This is a genomic window from Streptomyces sp. NPDC041122 (genome assembly GCF_055592445.1).
Map to the genome: position 1 here is coordinate 240,787 of NZ_JBVIYQ010000009.1, position 16,720 is coordinate 257,506.

A 16,720-nucleotide genomic window follows, 5' to 3' on the forward strand; every position below is an offset into this window, starting at 1 on the left:
GTGGGCGTGACGGTGCGCAAAGGCGTGGGCAGTCTGCTGGTGGGGGCTCTCGTGAGCTGGGGTGTGCTCGGCGGGCTCGTGACCGGAGCGGCGGGAGCGGCGCCGGGCGTGGCGGCGGACCCCGCGCCGGACTCCGCGTACTCCGCCACGACCGGCGTCGGCGTCCACAACGCGTACGAGAAGGCCAAGTACCCGTACTTCGCCGACGCCCTCGACTCGGGCGCCTCGATGCTCGAACTCGACGTGTGGACCAACGTGTTCGGCAGCGGATGGCGCGTCTCGCACAGCAACCCCCTCGGCAACGACAACAACTGCGAGAACGCCCAGAGCCCCGCCGAACTGCGCACCAAGGCGCGCAACCAGAGCCTCGCGGGCTGCCTGAAGGACATGCGCAGCTGGCACGACGCCCACCCCGGGCACCGCCCGATCCTGCTGAAGGTGGAGATGAAGGACGGGTTCCAGGGCCGGAACAAGCGCGGGCCCGCCGACCTCGACGCGCTTCTGACCGGTGTGCTCGGCGACGCCGTCTACCGCCCCGGACAACTCGCCGCCGGACACGCGGGACTCGACGACGCCGTACGGGACAAGGGCTGGCCCACCCGCGCCGAACTCGCCGGGAAGTTCCTGGTCGAGCTGATACCCGGCACCGTCGAGCAGGGCAACCCGGCCGACACCTTCTGGACGGACCGCGAGTACGCCATCCATCTGCGCGACCTCGCCGCCGCGGGCCGCCTCGGCGAGGCCGCCGCGTTCCCCGCCGTGCTCGGCGCGGAGGCGGGCGACCCGCGCGGGCGGTACGCGGACGCGTCGATCCGGCCGTGGTTCGTGGTCTTCGACGGGGACGCCTCCGCGTACGCGGGCGGCTCCATCGACACCCGCTGGTACGCGGAGCGCCGCTACCTCGTCGTCATGACCGACGCCCACAACGTCGCCCCCGCCATCGACGGCACGCGGCCGACCGAGGCGCAGGCCAGGGAGCGCGTGGCGCTGCTCGCGGGGAAGCAGGCCAGCATCGTCTCCGCCGACTGGTACCCGCTGCCCGGCGTCCTCGCCACCGTGCTGCCGCGCGGCTGAGACCGCCGGGCCGGGGGCGTCAGGGCTGGAGCCGGACCCACACCGGCGCGTGGTCCGACCCCGCCGCGCCCCTGCGTACCGCGGGATCGCCGTCCGCCACCGACGGCAGCGCGGCCGCGGAGGCGCCCGGCGCCCCCGTGTCCGCAGACCGCACCTGGTCCAGGAGGCCGCGGCTGACCAGCACATGGTCGATGAGTTCGCGCCGGCCGGCGTGGATGCGGGAGAAGCGCCGGTCGGCCGGGATCAGCGGGGCCACGTCCCACAGCCGGGCCGCGTCGCCCTTGTCCGGGCGGTCGAAGCCGGGCGTGCCGATCTCGGACCCCGGCGGACCGAGCAGGATCTGTGTCGTCGCCGCCCCGGTCTCGTCGTTCAGGTCGCCGAGCACCGCCACCCGGTGCTCGCGGCCGTCCCCTCGCAGCAGCCGGTCGGCGAGCGCGCGCAGCGCCGTGGCCTCCGCCGCGCGCCGGTACAGGGCGTACGCGCCGTACCGGGCCCGCTCGCCCTCGTCGCGCGGCTGGAAACGGCCGCCGGGGTAGGAGAGCAGCTTCGACTTGAGGTGGCAGACGACCGCGTCGAAGAAGAACGCCCGCGTCGACACCGACACCGCGAGGAAGCCGCGCCCGGCCCGGCCCGTCGTCCGCCCCGCGTCGTCGCTCTGCACCGCGCGGAGCGGCTCCGGGAAGGCGTCCTCGTCGGTGATGACGGAGACGGGCAGGCCGGTGAGGAAGCCGACCCGGATGCCGCGGTCGTCCGCGTGCCGGGAGAGGGTGACGTGCCAGGTGCCGTCGAGGAGCCCCGCCAGGTCCTCCAGGGCGGCCGGATCGCCGACCTCCTGCACGGCGAGGACGCTCGGCCCGAGCGCGGTGACCGTCGTCGCGAGCGACGCCAGCTTCGCCTCGTAGGCGCCCTTGTCCTTGGGGCCGTACGCCCCGCCGGGCCGGTAGAGGTTCTCCAGGTTCCACGTGCCGATGATCACGACCGACTCCTCCGTCCGTCCACGAGCCCGTTCCGTGTGCCCGGCCCACGGGCGCGCCGTCCCTGCGCAGCCTGCTCGCGAAACCGGCTCCGCGACAGCCCCCCGGGATGCGCACTCGCACTACCGTGAAGAGATGACGACGCCTCCCGCACCCGGCCCCGCCGGACCGAACAGCCCGGTCCCCGCCGATCTGGTCGTCACCGGCTGCACGGCGCTGACCCACGACGCGCGGGGCGAGATCGTCTTCGTCGACGACGCGACGATCGTCGTACGCGACGGACGCATCGCCTCGGTCACGGCGGGCGCCCCCGACGACCCGCCCGCGCACGCCGCCGAACACCTCGACGGCCGCGGCACCGTCGCCCTCCCCGGCCTCGTCAACTGCCACACCCACACCCCGATGGTGGCCCTGCGCGGCCTCGCCGAGGACCTGCCGGCGCACACCTGGTTCAACGACTGGATCTGGCCCGTCGAGTCCAACCTGACCGAGCGCGTCGTCGGACTCGGCGCCCGGCTCGCCTGCGCGGAGATGATCCGCGGCGGCGTCACCACCTTCGCCGACCACTACTTCGCCATGGACGAGGTGGCCGCCGCCACCGCTCGCAGCGGCCTGCGCGCCGTCCTCGGCCAGGCCTACTTCAGCTCGCAGGGCCCCGAAGGGCGCGCCGCCTCCCTCGACTTCGCGCTCCGGCAGCGCGGCGCTGCCGACGGCCGCATCACCACCTGCCTCGCCCCGCACGCCCCCTACACCGTGGACGAGACCGACCTCGCCGCCACCGCCGAACTCGCCAGGGACCACGGCCTGCTGGTCCACATCCACGCCGCCGAGAACCGCGAGCAGACCGACAACAGCCTGGCCCGGCACGGCCGCACCCCCATCGAGATCCTGGAGCGCGCCGGCCTGCTCGACGCCGACGTCCTGCTCGCCCACACCACCGGCCTCGACACCGCCCGCGACCTGCCGGTGCTGCGCCGCGCGGGCGGCCGCGTCGCCGTCGCCTCCGCGCCCCGCGGCTATCTGAAGTTCGGCTGGGACACCACCCCCGTACGGGCGCTGCGCGAGGCGGGCGTCCCGGTGGGCCTGGCCACCGACGGCGCGGCCTCCAACAACACCCTCGACGTGTGGGAGTCGATGGCGCTCACCGCGCTCGTCCAGAAGTACGCGGAGCGCGACCCCACGTGGCTCACCGCCCGCCAGGCCCTGGACCACGCCACCCTGCAGAGCGCGCGGGCCGTCGGCCTCGGCGACGAGATCGGCTCCCTCGCCGCGGGCCGGCGGGCCGACATCGTCCTCGTCGACCTGACGGGACCGCACACCCAGCCCGTCCACGACCTCGCCGCCACCCTTGTGCACAGCGCGCGCTCGGCCGACGTGCGCACCACGATCGTGGCCGGCCGCGTCCTGATGCGCGACCGCGAACTGCTGACCCTGGACGTGCCGGAGATCGTGGGCGAGTTGACCGCCCTGCTGCCCGAACTGGTCGACCGCGGCCACGGCAGGCGGATCCAGGAGTACGAGGGGTGAGGGCCGGGCCTCCCGGGAGGGACGTGCCGCGCCGCCGGCCCACCCCGCGCTCCCGGGCGCCGCTCGAACTCCCGGTGATTTTCTGAAACTTCTTCGCGCGGGAGCGATGAGTTCCGCGAACCCCGCAGGTCCACCCTTCGCAGACGTACGCGCCCGAAGGGTGGAGGAGACAGGCCATGGGACTTCCGGACATCGTCACGCGCGGAGAGTGGACCGCCGCGCGTGAGGAGCTCCTCGCCAAGGAGAAGGCCGCCACCCGCGCCCGTGACGCGCTCAACGCCGAGCGCCGGGGGCTGCCGATGGTCGAGGTCGACAGGGAGTACTACTTCGACGGTTCGGACGGGAAGGCGACCCTGCTCGACCTCTTCGACGACAGGGACCAACTGATCGTCTACCACTTCATGTTCGCCCCGGAGTGGGACGCGGGATGCCGCAGCTGCTCCGGATTCCTCGACCAGATCGGCCACCTCGGGCATCTGCGGGCCCGCTCCACCAACTTCGTCGCCGTCTCGCGCGCCCCGTTCACCAAGCTGCTGACCTTCAAGGCCCGCATGGGCTGGACCGTGCCCTGGTTCTCGACGAACGGCGGCGACTTCAACTACGACTTCGGCGCCTCCTTCGCCGAGGAGCCCCGCGACGTGCCCGCCATCAACTGCTTCCTGCGCTACGGCGACCGCGTCTTCCACACCTACGCGACGTTCGCCCGCGGTCTCGACGGTCTCGGCTCCACCACCAGCCTCCTCGACCTCACCGCGCTCGGCCGGCAGGAGGAGTGGGAGCAGCCCGCGGGGCGGTCGTCGGTGCTCGGGGCCCCGGCGGGCAGCGCGCGCGTGCGCTACCACGACGAATACGACGACTGACGACCGACGACCGACGATCGACAGCTGACGACTGACGACTGACGAGCGTCCCTGGCGCCCGACCGGCGGCCGGGGCTCAGGGAGAACCCTGGGATATCCCCCAACTCCATCTCGGTTCGGTCACGTTGCGCGTCCTTGGCGCCGTCCCGCGCGTTCTCATCCGTACAGGGTCTTCGGACCGCGTACGGAACAGGGCAGAACGACACGGGGGACAGGGATGATGATGAACGGACGAACGGTGCTCGAACGTTTTCCCGCGGGCGGACCGCGCGGATCGTGGCCCGCGGAGGAGTTCGCGCGGGCCCGCCGGCAGGAGGGTCAGGACGCGGAGGTGGTCATGGACCTCGCCACGGACACCTTCTTGGTGACGGTCCCGGAGCCGGTGCCGACGGCGGCGTAGGGCCCGGTCATTGAGGGCCCGTGAGGGCCCCTCAGGGGTGCGGGGAACCGCGCGCCCGGCCCCCCGGAAACCGGCACCCGAACGGAAACCGGCACCCGAACAGAGACCGGCACCCGAAAAGAATCCGCCCAACCCAGCGGAGCGCTCAGGCGCTGAGCGCCCGGGACCACCCCGGCGTCGTCCCCGTCTCCCGGCACAGCGCCAGGTAGAGCGGGATCGGCGGGGTGTAGGGGACGTCGTCCGGCGGGCGGTTGATGAGCACCGGACGGCACACGGCGTCCCGCACCACCGCCCCGGCCGAGTAGTCGACGGGTGCCGGCCACTCCATGGCGACATCGGAGTCCGCGGGCACGATCCACCACCAGCGCGCCCCGTCCTCGTACACACACCCGACCCGGGGCAGCCGGGACATCACCCGGGGCCCGAAGGAGGCGGGGACCGCCACCGCGTCGCAGCCGAGCGGCTCGGTCATGCCCTCGGGCAGATCGAGCCGGGGGAGCGGCGCCGCCGACGGTGTCCCGGCGCGCCGCCGTTGCCGCGACAGCCGGACCAAGGTGGTCAGATCCAACGGCCGCACCGTACCCGCGCTCACATGCCCCCCGCCCGCATCACTGCCACGTTCGATCGATCTGTTCTACGCACACGCCGACGTCGACACCGGCGCCGTTCTCGGCAACTCCGCCCACACCGTGAGCCCGATACCGGGCCCCGCGTCGTGGACGCCCCACGCGCTGCTCACCGCGTCGACGAGAAGCAGTCCCCTCCCGTGCTCCTCGTCGGCCCCCCTGTGTACCGGGCGCGGCGTCCCTGAACCGCACCCTTCATCACGTACGGCGATGCGCAGCTTCTCCGGATCTGCGCAGAGCTCGCAGATGATCCGCCTGCTCGCGGTGTGCACCACGGCGTTGGTGACCAGTTCGGAGAGAACGAGTGCCGCCGCGTCGCAGGCGTCGTCGTCGCGCACCGCCCACCCGTCGAGCTGCGTGCGCATCAGGCGTCTGGCCTGTGCGACGGAGCCCGGACGTGGTGCGAGGGCGAAACTGACGCAGACCTCGGCGTCCTCGGGCCATGCCAGGGCGAGATCGCCGGGGCGGCCTTCGGTGGCTTCGGTTCGTAACGGCGCGGGCGGAGTCACGCTCTCCACTATCGCCCCGCCCTGAACACCTTGGCAAGGGCCACTCTGAAATGTGCACAGTGGCGTGTTCCTCCGAGACGGCGCATGGCACACTGCTCGCTACGGCTCGCGGTGCGGTGCGAGTTGAGGCAACGCGCCAGTCAGGTGGAGGTAGCAGACGTGAGCGAACCGCGGTCCGCGCCGACCGTCGGCCAGGTCGTTCTCGGTCGTCGCCTGCAGGACCTGCGCGAGAGCGCGGGCCTGAAGCGCGAGGAGGCCGCGAAGATCCTGCGCGTCGCCCCCGCCACCGTCCGGCGCATGGAGACGGCCGAGGTCGCGCTGAAGATCCCGTATCTCCAGCTGCTCCTGAAGTCCTACGGCGTCGCGGACGACGAGGCCGAGGCCTTCGTGACGCTCGCCGAGGAGGCCAACAAACCCGGCTGGTGGCAGCGGTTCCACGACATCCTGCCCGGCTGGTTCAGCATGTACGTCAGCCTGGAGGGCGCCGCCAGCCTGATCAGGTCCTACGAACCCCACTTCGTGCCCGGACTCCTGCAGACCGAGGAGTACGCGCGCGGCGTGATGCGCTCCGGCGCCATCGGCCAGACCCGGCCCGCGGACATCGAGCGGTACGTGGCGCTGCGCATGGAACGCCAGTCGCTGCTCACCCGTGCGGACGCGCCCCGGCTGTGGGTGGTGATGGACGAGACCGCCCTGCGCAGGCCCGTGGGCGACGGCGAGGTGATGCGGGACCAGATCGACCGGCTGCTCGAAGCCGCCGAACTGCCCCATGTCACCCTGCAGGTCGCGCCGTTCGCGGCGGGCCCGCACCCCGGCACGTACGGACCGTTCGTGCTCTTCCGCTTCGCCATGGCGGAGCTGCCCGACATGGTCTACAGCGAGTACCTGACCGGCGCCGTCTACCTGGACGCGCGCCGCGAGGTGGCCACCCACCTGGAGGTCATGGACCGCATGGCGGCGCAGGCCGCCACCGCACAACGCACGAAGGAGATCCTCCGGGACCTCCGCAAGGAGCTGTGACAGACATGGACCGACATCGAGCAGGAACGCGCCCCGCCGGTCCGCGTTCTCCCGGGGCCCGCGACGACTCGCGCACCGAGGCCCGCGCGGAATCCCGGATCTACAACGGCATGCCCGCCCGCGACCTCGGGACCGAGGGCTGGCACAAGCCGTGGAGCGGCGGCAACGGCGGCAACTGCCTGGAGGCCATGAAGCTGGCCGACGGCCGGGTCGCCGTGCGCCAGTCGGCCGACCCCGACGGTCCCGCCCTGATCTACACGCACGGCGAGATCACCGCGTTCATCCAGGGGGCGAAGTCGGGCGAGGCGGACTTCCTGCTGTCGTGACCCCCGCCGTCGGCCGTCCCCGTCCGGAGCCCGCCCGCCGCGCATGTTTGGAGCACGTATGACCGAATCGTCGTACATCGACACCAGCAAGCCGCACCCCGCCCGGATGTACGACTGGTTCCTCGGCGGCAAGGACAACTACCCGGTGGACGAGGAGATGGGCCGCCGGCTGGTGGCCATGGACGGGCGGGTCCTGACGACGGCGCGCGCCAACCGGGCGTTCATGCAGCGCGCCACGCGCTGGCTGGCGTCCCAGGGCGTACGGCAGTTCCTCGACATCGGCACCGGCATACCGACCGAGCCGAACCTCCACCAGATCGCCCAGGGGATCGCACCGCAGACGCGGGTCGTCTACTGCGACAACGACCCCATCGTCCTCGCGCACGCCGAGGCGCTGCTGCGGTCGACCCCACAGGGTGTCACGGAGTACATCCAGGCGGACTTCCGCGAGCCGGAGAAGATCCTCGAAGAGGCCGCGCGCGTCCTGGACATGGAGCGGCCCATCGCCCTCTCGCTCGTCGCGCTGCTGCACTTCATCGCGGACGAGGACGGCGCGTACGACCTGGTGGACCGGTTGATGCGGGCGCTGCCGCCGGGCAGCCACCTGATGGTGTCGCACGGTACGGCCGACTTCACCCCGCGGACGGCGCGGCAGGCCGCCGAGCTGTACGCGGCGCGGGGCATGACGCTGGCGCTGCGCTCGCAGGCGGAGGTGGAACGGTTCTTCGCGGAGTACGAGCTGGTGATGCCCGGCGTCGCCGTGCTCGACCGCTGGAAGCCGGAGCTGGGCGAGTGGACGCCGGCGTCGGACGAGGGGCCGACGCCGGGGTACGGGGGCGTGGCGCGCAAGCGGTGAGCCGCTGCTCCGGCGGGTCTTGAGGGCGGCGGGCCGCTGCTCCGGCGTGCTGACCCGCGGCGCGTATTCCCGTGGTGCACAGGCGAGTTGACGCACTCACCCGGCCGACCGGGTGGTGCCCGGCCGTCACCGCGGCGGCGGTGGCGTGGCGGGGGCCACGGTCGCCCTTCGGTGGCCGGCCCGCCGCTCACACCGTCATCGGCCGGTCGTACGGCGTGATCGGACTCGGCAGCTCCGTGGCACCCGTCAGCCAGCGGTCCACCGCCGCCGCGACCGCGCGGCCCTCCGCGATGGCCCATACGACCAGCGACTGGCCGCGCGCCGCGTCGCCCGCCGCGAAGACGCCGGGGACGTTGGTCGCGAAGTGCGCGTCGCGGGCGAGCACACCGCGCCCGTCCAGCTCCGCGCCCAACTGCTGGAGCAGGCCGCCCGCCGCGCGGTCGGGCCCGGAGAAGCCGAGCGCGAGCAGCACCAGGTCGACCGGAAGTACCCGTTCCGTGCCCGGCACGGGGCGCCGGTCCGCATCGACCTCCGTCAGGTGCAGCGCCCGCACCCGCCCCGCCGCGTCGCCGCTGAACCGCAGCGTGGACGCCGCGAACAGCCGCGCGTCGGCGTCCGCGACGGGCGCGGTCCGCAGCCGGCCGGCTTCCTCGTGCGCCGCGGAGAGCCGGTAGATCCTCGGATACGTGGGCCAGGGCTCCGCACTCTCGTCGCGCGCCTCGCCGGGGCGCGCGTAGATGTCCAACTGCGTGACGGACGCGGCCCCTTCGCGCACCGCCGTGCCCAGACAGTCGGCCCCGGTGTCGCCCCCGCCCACGATGACGACGTGCCGGCCCGCGGCGCTCAGCGGCGAGAGGGCGAGGTCCCCCTGGCACACCCGGTTGGCGAGCGGCAGATACGCCATGGCCTGCTCGACGCCCTCCAGTTCGCGCCCCGGCGCGTCCAGCTCCCGCCACGCCGTGGCGCCGACGGCGAGCACCACCGCGTCGTGACGGCTCCGCAGCTCGGCGGCGGCCACGTCCCGGCCCACCTCCGTCGACGTCCGGAACCGCACCCCCTCCGCGGTCAACTGCCCGACCCTGCGCTCCAGATGGTGCTTCTCCATCTTGAACGCGGGGATCCCGTACCGCAGCAGCCCGCCGGGCAGGTCGTCCCGCTCGTACACCACGACCGTGTGCCCGGCCCGCGTCAGCTGCTGCGCGGCGGCGAGGCCCGTCGGACCCGACCCCACCACGGCGACGGTCCTGCCGGAGAGACGCTCCGGGGGCCGCGGCGGGGCGAGACCGTCGGCCCAGATGTGGTCGGCGATCGCCACCTCGACGTTCTTGATGGTCACCGCGGGCTGGTTGATCGCGAGGACGCAGCCCGCCTCGCACGGCGCGGGGCAGAGCCGCCCGGTGAACTCGGGGAAGTTGTTCGTGGCGTGCAACCGTTCCGCCGCCGCGTGCCAGTCGGCGCGCGAGACCAGGTCGTTCCACTCCGGGATCAGATTGCCGAGCGGGCATGCCTGGTGGCAGAAGGGCACGCCGCAGTCCATGCAGCGGTCCGCCTGCCGCTCGACGATCGGCAGCAGTGCGCCGGGGACGTACACCTCGTCCCAGTCCCTGACCCGCTCCTCGACGGGGCGGCGCGGCCATTCCTCGCGGGGGGTGGTGAGAAAGCCCTTGGGGTCGGCCATGGCGCCGTCTCCCTTGCGGCCGTGCGCGGACGGGTGCCGCGCCGTGTCTCCTCACGTAGGCCACCACGTGCGGACGCGTGCGCACCTTCTGCGCGGGCTTTCTGCCACCGTACGACGGGTCGCGACACTCGGCACGTGCGGCGCGTGGGGGGGCGAGTGTGGCGCGGTGCGGGCCCGAGGCCGAGCTCAGGCCGGGCGACGCAACGGTCAGGTCAGCTCAGCTCAGCCCCAGGATGAAGCAGGCCGTCGCGGCGAGCGCGGCGGCCCCGCGGACGTGGTTCCACGCGGTCCACTCGCGGACGTACGACCTCCAGTAGGCCGCGCCCTCCACGCTCTCCGCGTCCACCTTCGCGAGGGCGTCGTTGCGCGGGATGTTCGCCACGACGGTCACCCCGAACGCGCCGAAGAGATACAGCGCGCTGCCGAGCAGCAGCTCGACCCTGCCGTCGTCGGGCCAGAGCACGAACGTCACCACGGCGAGCACCGCACAGAGCCCGGTCGCCCCCAAAAAGACCGCCATGAACGCCGGGGTGACCGCCGCGACGTTGATCCGGTTCATCGCGGCGATGCCCTGGACCGGCGGCAGCGCGGCGAGCCCCTTCATCACGAACGTCGAGAACGCGACGAACACGCCGGCGGCGAGCCCGCAGGCGAGCGCCCCGAGCACGGTGAGCACGAAGTACGGACCGTCGATCATGGCAACTCCCGTGATGATGGGGCGAGTTCATTCCGCTGTGGGGCGGAAACGGTTACGGCGCGGCGGGCCGGGCAGCGATCATGCGGCGCGGCCCCGCGTCACCACAAGTCAATTCGCACCGGCCCGCCCCGGCCATACGCGACGCTCGCGCCCCCATACGCCGCCGTCTCCGGCCGCGCCCGCCACCCGGCATCATGGGCCCGTGCGACTCGAACCGATCACGTGGGAACGACTGTCCGACACCCTCGCCGACCGTCTGCTCGACCTGAAACCGGCCGACGGCGGCGCCTGGCCGCGGGTGGCGTTCGACGGGGCACCGGCCGGCGGCACCGGCGACCTGGCGCGCAAGGTGGCCGACGCGCTGCGGCTGCGCGGGCGCGACTCGCTCGTGGTCCCGACGGAGGGCTTCCTGCGACCCGCGTCACTGCGGTTCGAGTACGGGCACCAGGACGTGGAGGCGTACTACAGCGGGTGGTTCGACACGGGCGCGCTGTGGCGCGAGGTCCTCGGGCCGCTCGACCCCGGCGGCACCGGGCGGATCCTGCCCGACCTGTGGGACCCGGTGGCCGACCGCGCGACCCGCAGTCCGTACGCACAGCTGCCGCCCGGCGGAGTGCTGTTGCTGCACGGCCCGCTGCTGCTCGGCCACTGGTTCCCGTTCGATCTGACCGTCCACGTGCGGCTGTCGCCCGGCGCCCTGCGGCGGCGCACCGCCGAGGACGAGCGGTGGACCCTGCCGGCCTTCGAACGGTACGAGACCGAGGTGGATCCGTCGGCCGCGGCCGATGTGGTGGTACGGGCGGACGACCCCCGGCACCCGGCGTGGAGCGGCTGACCCGGGCCGCACCGGCTCCCCGGACGCGTCCCGCGCGCATCGAACACGTCCCGCGCGCACCGGACGCGTGCCGATCACTCCGGATGCGTGCCGCCCGGGGCGCCGCGAGAATGAAGGGCGCCGGGACCAGCGGCGCCTCCGCGCCGCACCGGACACTGCCCGGCCACGGGAGGTAGTGATGACCACCGCCGCAGACATCATGCACCGGGGTGCCCAGTGGATCCCGAAGCACGAGACCCTGGACCGCGCCGCCCAGCTGATGCGCGAACTCGACGTGGGCGCGCTGCCCATCAGCGACGAGAACGAACGGCTCTGCGGCATCCTCACCGACCGCGACATCGTCGTCGGCTGTGTGGCCATGGGGCACGACCCGGCCCGGATCACCGCGGGCGAGATGGCCCGGGGCACGCCGCGCTGGATCGCCGCGGACGCGGACGTCGACGAGGTCCTGCGCGAGATGCAGGGCCACCAGATCCGCCGGCTGCCGGTGATCGAGAACAAGCGGCTGGTCGGCATGATCAGCGAGGCCGACCTGGCCGCCCACCTCACCGACGACCAGCTCGCGAGCTGGGTCGAGAGCGTGTACGCGAAGGGTTGAGCGTCCGCGTGAAGAGGCTGACCGCCCAGGTGAAGGGCTGAGGCGGACGACGAGCCGCCCTTCCGCTCACAGCCAGCCGTTGCGCCGGAACCCGCGGTAGAGCGCGAAACAGGCCGCCCCGATCAGGGCCATGACGATCTCGTAGCCGTACTGCCAGTGCAGTTCGGGCATGTGGTCGAAGTTCATGCCGTACATGCCGCAGACCATGGTTGGCACCGCGACGACCGCCGCCCAGGCCGTGATCTTCCGCATGTCCTCGTTCTGCGCGACGGTGACCTGCGCGAGGTGCGCCTGAAGGATCGAGTTCAGCAACTCGTCGAAGGAGGCGATCTGTTCGGTGGCCCGCTTCAGGTGGTCGTCGACGTCCCGGAAGTACGCCTGTATCTGCGGGGCGATGGGCCGCATCGGCTGGGTGGCGAGCACTTGGAGCGGGCGGCCGAGCGGCACCACCGCCCGCTTCAGTTCGAGCAGTTCGCGCTTGAGCTGGTAGATGCGGCCCGGGTCGGTCCGCGCGCCGTCCGGGGCGAACACGTCGGTCTCGACCTGGTCGATGTCCGCCTGCACCGCGTCGGTCGCCGCCAGATAGTCGTCGACGACCTGGTCCGCGATGGCGTGCAGCACCGCGGCGGGACCCTGGGCGAGCTGCTCGGGGGTGGCCTCCAGCTCCTCGCGCAGCGGCCCGAGCGAGCCGTGCCGGCCGTGCCGGACGGTGATGACGAACTCCCGTCCGAGGAAGACCATGATCTCGCCGGTGTCCACCACCTCGCTGGTCGCGGTCAGTTCGGTGTGTTCCACGTAGCAGACGGTCTTGAACACGGCGAACAGCGACTGGTCGTACCGCTCCACCTTCGGGCGCTGGTGGGCGTGGACCGCGTCCTCCACCGCGAGGGGGTGCAGACCGAAGAGCTCGGCGACGTCGGCGAACTCCTCCTCCGTCGGCTCGTGCAGCCCCAGCCAGACGAAGCCGTCGCGGCTCCTGCGGACGCACTCCACGGCCTCGACCAGATCGCGGCCCGGATCCTGCCGCACCCCCGCCCGGTACGTCACGCAGTTGACCACCGACGAACCCAGCGGGGAGCGGGCCGGGTGGCTCAGGTCGACCCGGGTGCCGCGCCGGGCCAGCCGCGCCACCTTCCTGAGGCCGCCGACCTTGCGCAGCCCGCCGACCTTGCGCAGGCTCCCGACCTTGCGCAGATTGCCTGCCATCGACATGTGGGCTCCTCGCGGTGACGACTGCGTGCGGTACGGCGTTGCGTGCGTGATGACCTGGCGTGCCAGTCTGCCAGGACGTTCCGGCACGCCGCCAAGGCCTGTGGGAACGGAGGACTCCGTTCCGTATTGCCCGGTTCTGCCTCCCGGGAGCAAGCGGGACAACCGGGGATGATCACGACATGACGCAAATCGACGGTCATCTCCTCGACCCCCGGCGGTACGCCGGTCCTCGCCAGCTCTCCGACCACCGGCAGCTCTCCGACTCCCGGCAGTCCACGGCACGGTCGCGCTCCGACGCCTTCGCCGCCCTCTTCGACCCCACGACGTTCGGGCACATCGAGCGTCTCGGCATCGGCCCCGGCTGGCGGTGCTGGGAGGTCGGGGCGGGCGGCACGTCCGTCATCACCTGGCTCGCCCGGCGGGTCGGCCCCACGGGCCGGGTCCTGGCGACCGACATCGACACGTCCTGGCAGACCCGGGCGGCGCGCTCGCCGCTGGAGGTCCGGATCCACGACGTCGCCGCCGACGAGCCGCCCGGCGGCGGCTACGACCTGGTGCACGCCCGGCTGGTCCTGGCCGACGTGTCCGACCGCGAGCGCGCGCTGGCGTCGATGCTCAAGGCGCTGCGGCCCGGCGGCAGACTGCTGATCGAGGAACCCGACCTGGCGCTCCAGACGCTGGCCTGCCCCGACGAGCAGGGCCCCGCCGAGGAGTTGGCGAACCGGCTGCGACAGCAGACGCGCACGCTGCTCGCGCGGCGCGGCGCCGACATCGCGTACGGGCGCGGCGTGCCCCGGCTGCTGCGCGAGGCGGGCCTGCACCGGGTGGAGTCCGACGTGTACTTCCCGCTCTCGTCTCCCGCGTGCGTGGCACTGGAGACGGCGACGCTCCAGGACCTCCGCCAGGACCTGACCGCGACGGGGCTCGCCACGGGGGAGGAGATCGACCACCACGTGGCGAACATCGCGACCGGCACGGTGGACCTGGCGGCGCCGCCGCTGATCTCGACGTGGGGGAGGAAGGGCTAGCGAGTGCGGGCCGGGCCGGGCGGGGTGGGTCGTCGCGGTCTCAGGGGCCCGGCGGTCTGCCGCCGACGCGGCTCACCGCCCGCGCGCCCGCGCCGCACCCCGCCACCGCCGCCTCGCGTAGCCCCGCGCCGGCCAGACGCGCCGCGAGGAACGCCCCGGTGAACGCGTCGCCCGCCCCCGTCGAGTCGCGCACCCGCGCGGGCCGTGCGGGCGCCCGGCCCAGCACCTCGCCGCCCCGGGCCACCAGCGCGCCCTCCGCGCCCAGCTTGACCACCACCGAGGGGAAGCGGTGACTCAGCTTCGAGGCCGCGTCGGCCGGATCGGACAGGCCGGACAGCAGCTCCGCCTCGTCCCGGCTCGGCAGCAGCGTCGCCGCTCCGTCCACCGCGGAGAGGAACCGCTCCACGCCCGTCTCCGCGAGGAACCCCGTCGACGCGGGGTCCACACTGACCGGCACCCCACGGGCGCGGGCGGACGCGAGCGCCGCGCGGGCCGCCGCCCGGCTCGGCTCCGCGAAGAACAGGTAGCCGGACAGATGCAGCAGGGCCACCCCGTCGAGCAGCCCGGGCGACCAGTCGGCGGGGGAGAGGCGCAGCGCCGCGCCGCTGTCGGTGAGGAAGGTCCGCTCCGCTCCGGCGCCGCCGTCCACCAGACAGATCACCGTCCCCGTCGGCGCCTCGGCGTCCACGACGAGGCGGGGTCGTACCCCCGCGCGCGTGAGCGCGGCCTCGTGCCACGCCACGGCATCGGCGCCGACCCGGCCGAGGAGCCGCACCTGCGCGGTGCCCGACCGCGCCGCCCAGCACGCCACGTTGGCGCCCGCGCCGCCCGGCACGGTACGGATGGCGGCGGCCGTGTCGGTGCCGGGCGTGAGTGCCGTACGGTGCCGGGCCACGATGTCCGTGACGACGTCCCCGACGACGAGCAGCGCCCCGTCCCGCGCCGCCGTCACCGTCCCGCCCACGAGCCCGCGATCCGTCACCGTCCCGTCCACGCGCCCGCGATCCGCCCCGCGAGGCGGGCGTTGCCGCGGACCGCGGCGAGGTTGGCCTCCAGGGACGCGCCACCGGTGCGCCGCACCAACTGCTCCAGCAGGAACGGCGTGATCGCCTGCCCCGTGATGCCCCGCTCCTCGCACTCCCGCAGCGCCTCGTCGAGCACGCACGCGTGCAGGAGGGGATCCAGCTGCTGCTCCTGAGGGACCGGGTTGGCCACGATCAGCGCCGCGTCCGGACCGCCGAGCACGTCCTGCGCCCGCATCGCCTCCGCCGCCTCCGCGGGCGTCCGCAGCGTCCACTGCACCGGGTGGCCGGAGTCGGCGAGATAGAAGCCGGGAAAGCGGTCGGTCCCGAAGCCGGCCACCGCGACGCCCAGCGTCTCCAGCCGCTCGAGCGTCGCCGCCACGTCCAGGATCGACTTCACGCCCGCGCACACGACCGTGATCCTGGTGCGGGCCAGCAGCCCCAGGTCGGCCGACTCGTCCTGGGTCCGCGTCCACTGCCGGTGCACACCGCCGAGTCCGCCCGTGGCGAAGACCCGGACGCCCGCGCGCGCGGCGAGCAGCGCCGTCGCCGAGACCGTCGTCGCCCCGCTCGCGCCCGTCGCAACGGCGAGCGGCAGATCGCGGTGGCCCAGCTTGCGGATGCCGTCCTCGTTCGCGACCCGGCCCAACTGGTCCTGGTCGAGGCCGACATGGGGGACGCCGTCGAGGACCGCGATGGTCGCGGGGACGGCGCCCTCCTCCCGGACGGCCGCTTCGAGCTCCTGAGCCACCCGCAGATTGCGTGGCCGCGGCAGGCCGTGCGCGATGATCGTCGACTCCAGGGCCACCACGGGACGCAGATCCGCGACCGCCGTCCTCACCTCGTCGGACACCACCAGCACGGGCCTGCCTCCAGTCAGTCGGTCGGTCGAACGGTCTGTCGCTCTCTCGCTCTGTCGGTGCTCTCGGTGCTGTCAGTGCTGTAGGTGCTGTCGGGCTCGTCGGTTCCCTCGGGGCTTTTCGTCTCCCTCTCATCCCTGGCGGGCCGCACGCCCTGCCAAACCCCCGCGGCCGGGCTGCCGCGCAGCCCCGGCTAGGGTGACCGGCCATGACCACGAATGATCAGACTGTTCCGTCTTTTGCCGTGCACATTCCGGATGTCGACCTGGAGATCGAACCGCTCGACCCGGAGCAGATCGTCTCCGGTGACCCGGTGGTGACCGGCAAGGTGCTCTGGGAGTCCGCCGACGGCAAGCAGCTGCGCGGCATCTGGCAGATCACGCCGGGCGTGGTCACCGACACCGAGGCCAACGAGCTGTTCGTGGTGGTCAGCGGGCGTGCCACCGTCGGGGTCGAGGGCGGCGACACCCTGGAGGTCGGACCGGGCGACGCCGCGGTGCTGCGCGAGGGCGACCGCACCACCTGGACCGTGCACGAGACGCTGCGCAAGGCGTACCACATCACGCTCCCCTGACCGGGCGACCAGGCGACCGGGCGCCGAGTGACGGCCGGCCGATC

19 protein-coding genes are annotated in these 16,720 nt (G+C 73.3%); 11 read left to right on the forward strand and 8 right to left on the reverse strand.

The window, feature by feature from the left end; translation table 11 throughout:
• Window positions 1–36 precede the first annotated feature (36 nt).
• Window positions 37–1,074 carry a phosphatidylinositol-specific phospholipase C domain-containing protein gene (locus ACZ6B8_RS30090; protein ID WP_471609368.1) on the forward strand — a complete coding sequence of 346 codons (1,038 nt, stop codon included), beginning with the start codon at window positions 37–39 and terminating at the stop codon, window positions 1,072–1,074.
• Window positions 1,075–1,093: 19 nt separating this feature from the next.
• Here the strand turns inward: ACZ6B8_RS30090 and ACZ6B8_RS30095 are convergent, their stop codons facing one another.
• On the reverse strand, window positions 1,094–2,050 hold the full coding sequence (locus ACZ6B8_RS30095) for an endonuclease/exonuclease/phosphatase family protein (RefSeq protein ID WP_471609270.1): 957 nt from the start codon (window positions 2,048–2,050) through the stop codon (window positions 1,094–1,096).
• A gap of 133 nt (window positions 2,051–2,183) precedes the next feature.
• Between ACZ6B8_RS30095 and ACZ6B8_RS30100 the strand changes: the two genes are divergently transcribed.
• The 3 genes from ACZ6B8_RS30100 (at window position 2,184) to ACZ6B8_RS30110 (ending at window position 4,835) form a co-directional block, all read left to right on the forward strand.
• Window positions 2,184–3,575, forward strand: coding sequence for an amidohydrolase (locus ACZ6B8_RS30100; protein ID WP_471609271.1), 1,392 nt, complete (start codon window positions 2,184–2,186; stop codon window positions 3,573–3,575).
• 176 nt (window positions 3,576–3,751) lie between these two features.
• Window positions 3,752–4,435 carry a DUF899 domain-containing protein gene (locus ACZ6B8_RS30105; RefSeq protein ID WP_471075816.1) on the forward strand — a complete coding sequence of 228 codons (684 nt, stop codon included), beginning with the start codon at window positions 3,752–3,754 and terminating at the stop codon, window positions 4,433–4,435.
• A gap of 223 nt (window positions 4,436–4,658) precedes the next feature.
• Window positions 4,659–4,835 carry a hypothetical protein gene (locus ACZ6B8_RS30110; protein ID WP_471075819.1) on the forward strand — a complete coding sequence of 59 codons (177 nt, stop codon included), beginning with the start codon at window positions 4,659–4,661 and terminating at the stop codon, window positions 4,833–4,835.
• 145 nt (window positions 4,836–4,980) lie between these two features.
• On the opposite strand, the gene ACZ6B8_RS30115 is transcribed toward ACZ6B8_RS30110, so the two are convergent.
• Both ACZ6B8_RS30115 and ACZ6B8_RS30120 read right to left on the reverse strand, forming a co-directional pair.
• Entirely contained in the window at window positions 4,981–5,403 is a 423-nt protein-coding gene (locus ACZ6B8_RS30115) for a hypothetical protein (RefSeq protein ID WP_471075822.1), read from the reverse strand.
• A gap of 66 nt (window positions 5,404–5,469) precedes the next feature.
• Window positions 5,470–5,970 (reverse strand): ATP-binding protein, encoded by a 501-nt coding sequence (locus tag ACZ6B8_RS30120; RefSeq protein ID WP_355817837.1) that lies wholly within the window; start codon window positions 5,968–5,970, stop codon window positions 5,470–5,472.
• Between the two features lie 159 nt (window positions 5,971–6,129).
• Here ACZ6B8_RS30120 and ACZ6B8_RS30125 point away from each other — a divergent pair, with 159 nt between their 5' ends.
• The 3 genes from ACZ6B8_RS30125 to ACZ6B8_RS30135 all read left to right on the forward strand — a co-directional run bounded on the left by ACZ6B8_RS30125 (window position 6,130) and on the right by ACZ6B8_RS30135 (window position 8,172).
• Window positions 6,130–6,990 carry a helix-turn-helix domain-containing protein gene (locus ACZ6B8_RS30125; RefSeq protein ID WP_471075825.1) on the forward strand — a complete coding sequence of 287 codons (861 nt, stop codon included), beginning with the start codon at window positions 6,130–6,132 and terminating at the stop codon, window positions 6,988–6,990.
• A 110-nt stretch (window positions 6,991–7,100) separates the two neighbouring features.
• Window positions 7,101–7,316: a DUF397 domain-containing protein gene (locus ACZ6B8_RS30130; RefSeq protein ID WP_355818066.1), complete on the forward strand. Its 216-nt coding sequence runs from the start codon at window positions 7,101–7,103 to the stop codon at window positions 7,314–7,316.
• Window positions 7,317–7,359: 43 nt separating this feature from the next.
• Entirely contained in the window at window positions 7,360–8,172 is an 813-nt protein-coding gene (locus ACZ6B8_RS30135) for an SAM-dependent methyltransferase (RefSeq protein WP_471609272.1), read from the forward strand.
• Between the two features lie 187 nt (window positions 8,173–8,359).
• Here ACZ6B8_RS30135 and ACZ6B8_RS30140 read toward each other — a convergent pair whose 3' ends face one another.
• Entirely contained in the window at window positions 8,360–9,850 is a 1,491-nt protein-coding gene (locus tag ACZ6B8_RS30140; protein WP_471609273.1) for a glutamate synthase subunit beta, read from the reverse strand.
• A 217-nt stretch (window positions 9,851–10,067) separates the two neighbouring features.
• Window positions 10,068–10,547 carry an anthrone oxygenase family protein gene (locus tag ACZ6B8_RS30145; protein ID WP_471609274.1) on the reverse strand — a complete coding sequence of 160 codons (480 nt, stop codon included), beginning with the start codon at window positions 10,545–10,547 and terminating at the stop codon, window positions 10,068–10,070.
• 202 nt (window positions 10,548–10,749) lie between these two features.
• Between ACZ6B8_RS30145 and ACZ6B8_RS30150 the strand changes: the two genes are divergently transcribed.
• Together ACZ6B8_RS30150 and ACZ6B8_RS30155 are read left to right on the forward strand one after the other, a co-directional pair.
• Window positions 10,750–11,382 carry a nucleoside/nucleotide kinase family protein gene (locus ACZ6B8_RS30150; RefSeq protein ID WP_471075836.1) on the forward strand — a complete coding sequence of 211 codons (633 nt, stop codon included), beginning with the start codon at window positions 10,750–10,752 and terminating at the stop codon, window positions 11,380–11,382.
• A 178-nt stretch (window positions 11,383–11,560) separates the two neighbouring features.
• Window positions 11,561–11,980 (forward strand): CBS domain-containing protein, encoded by a 420-nt coding sequence (locus tag ACZ6B8_RS30155; RefSeq protein WP_471075839.1) that lies wholly within the window; start codon window positions 11,561–11,563, stop codon window positions 11,978–11,980.
• Window positions 11,981–12,046: 66 nt separating this feature from the next.
• On the opposite strand, the gene ACZ6B8_RS30160 is transcribed toward ACZ6B8_RS30155, so the two are convergent.
• Window positions 12,047–13,192 carry a magnesium and cobalt transport protein CorA gene (locus tag ACZ6B8_RS30160; protein ID WP_471075842.1) on the reverse strand — a complete coding sequence of 382 codons (1,146 nt, stop codon included), beginning with the start codon at window positions 13,190–13,192 and terminating at the stop codon, window positions 12,047–12,049.
• A gap of 179 nt (window positions 13,193–13,371) precedes the next feature.
• Here ACZ6B8_RS30160 and ACZ6B8_RS30165 point away from each other — a divergent pair, with 179 nt between their 5' ends.
• Window positions 13,372–14,220: a methyltransferase domain-containing protein gene (locus tag ACZ6B8_RS30165; RefSeq protein WP_471609275.1), complete on the forward strand. Its 849-nt coding sequence runs from the start codon at window positions 13,372–13,374 to the stop codon at window positions 14,218–14,220.
• 40 nt (window positions 14,221–14,260) lie between these two features.
• Here the strand turns inward: ACZ6B8_RS30165 and ACZ6B8_RS30170 are convergent, their stop codons facing one another.
• On the reverse strand, window positions 14,261–15,202 hold the full coding sequence (locus tag ACZ6B8_RS30170) for a carbohydrate kinase family protein (protein WP_471609276.1): 942 nt from the start codon (window positions 15,200–15,202) through the stop codon (window positions 14,261–14,263).
• Window positions 15,199–16,104 (reverse strand): pseudouridine-5'-phosphate glycosidase, encoded by a 906-nt coding sequence (locus tag ACZ6B8_RS30175; RefSeq protein ID WP_471609277.1) that lies wholly within the window; start codon window positions 16,102–16,104, stop codon window positions 15,199–15,201. The genes ACZ6B8_RS30170 and ACZ6B8_RS30175 overlap by 4 nt, the downstream gene beginning before the upstream one ends.
• 206 nt (window positions 16,105–16,310) lie before the next feature.
• Between ACZ6B8_RS30175 and ACZ6B8_RS30180 the strand changes: the two genes are divergently transcribed.
• Window positions 16,311–16,676 (forward strand): cupin domain-containing protein, encoded by a 366-nt coding sequence (locus tag ACZ6B8_RS30180; RefSeq protein ID WP_471609278.1) that lies wholly within the window; start codon window positions 16,311–16,313, stop codon window positions 16,674–16,676.
• Window positions 16,677–16,720: the final 44 nt, after the last annotated feature.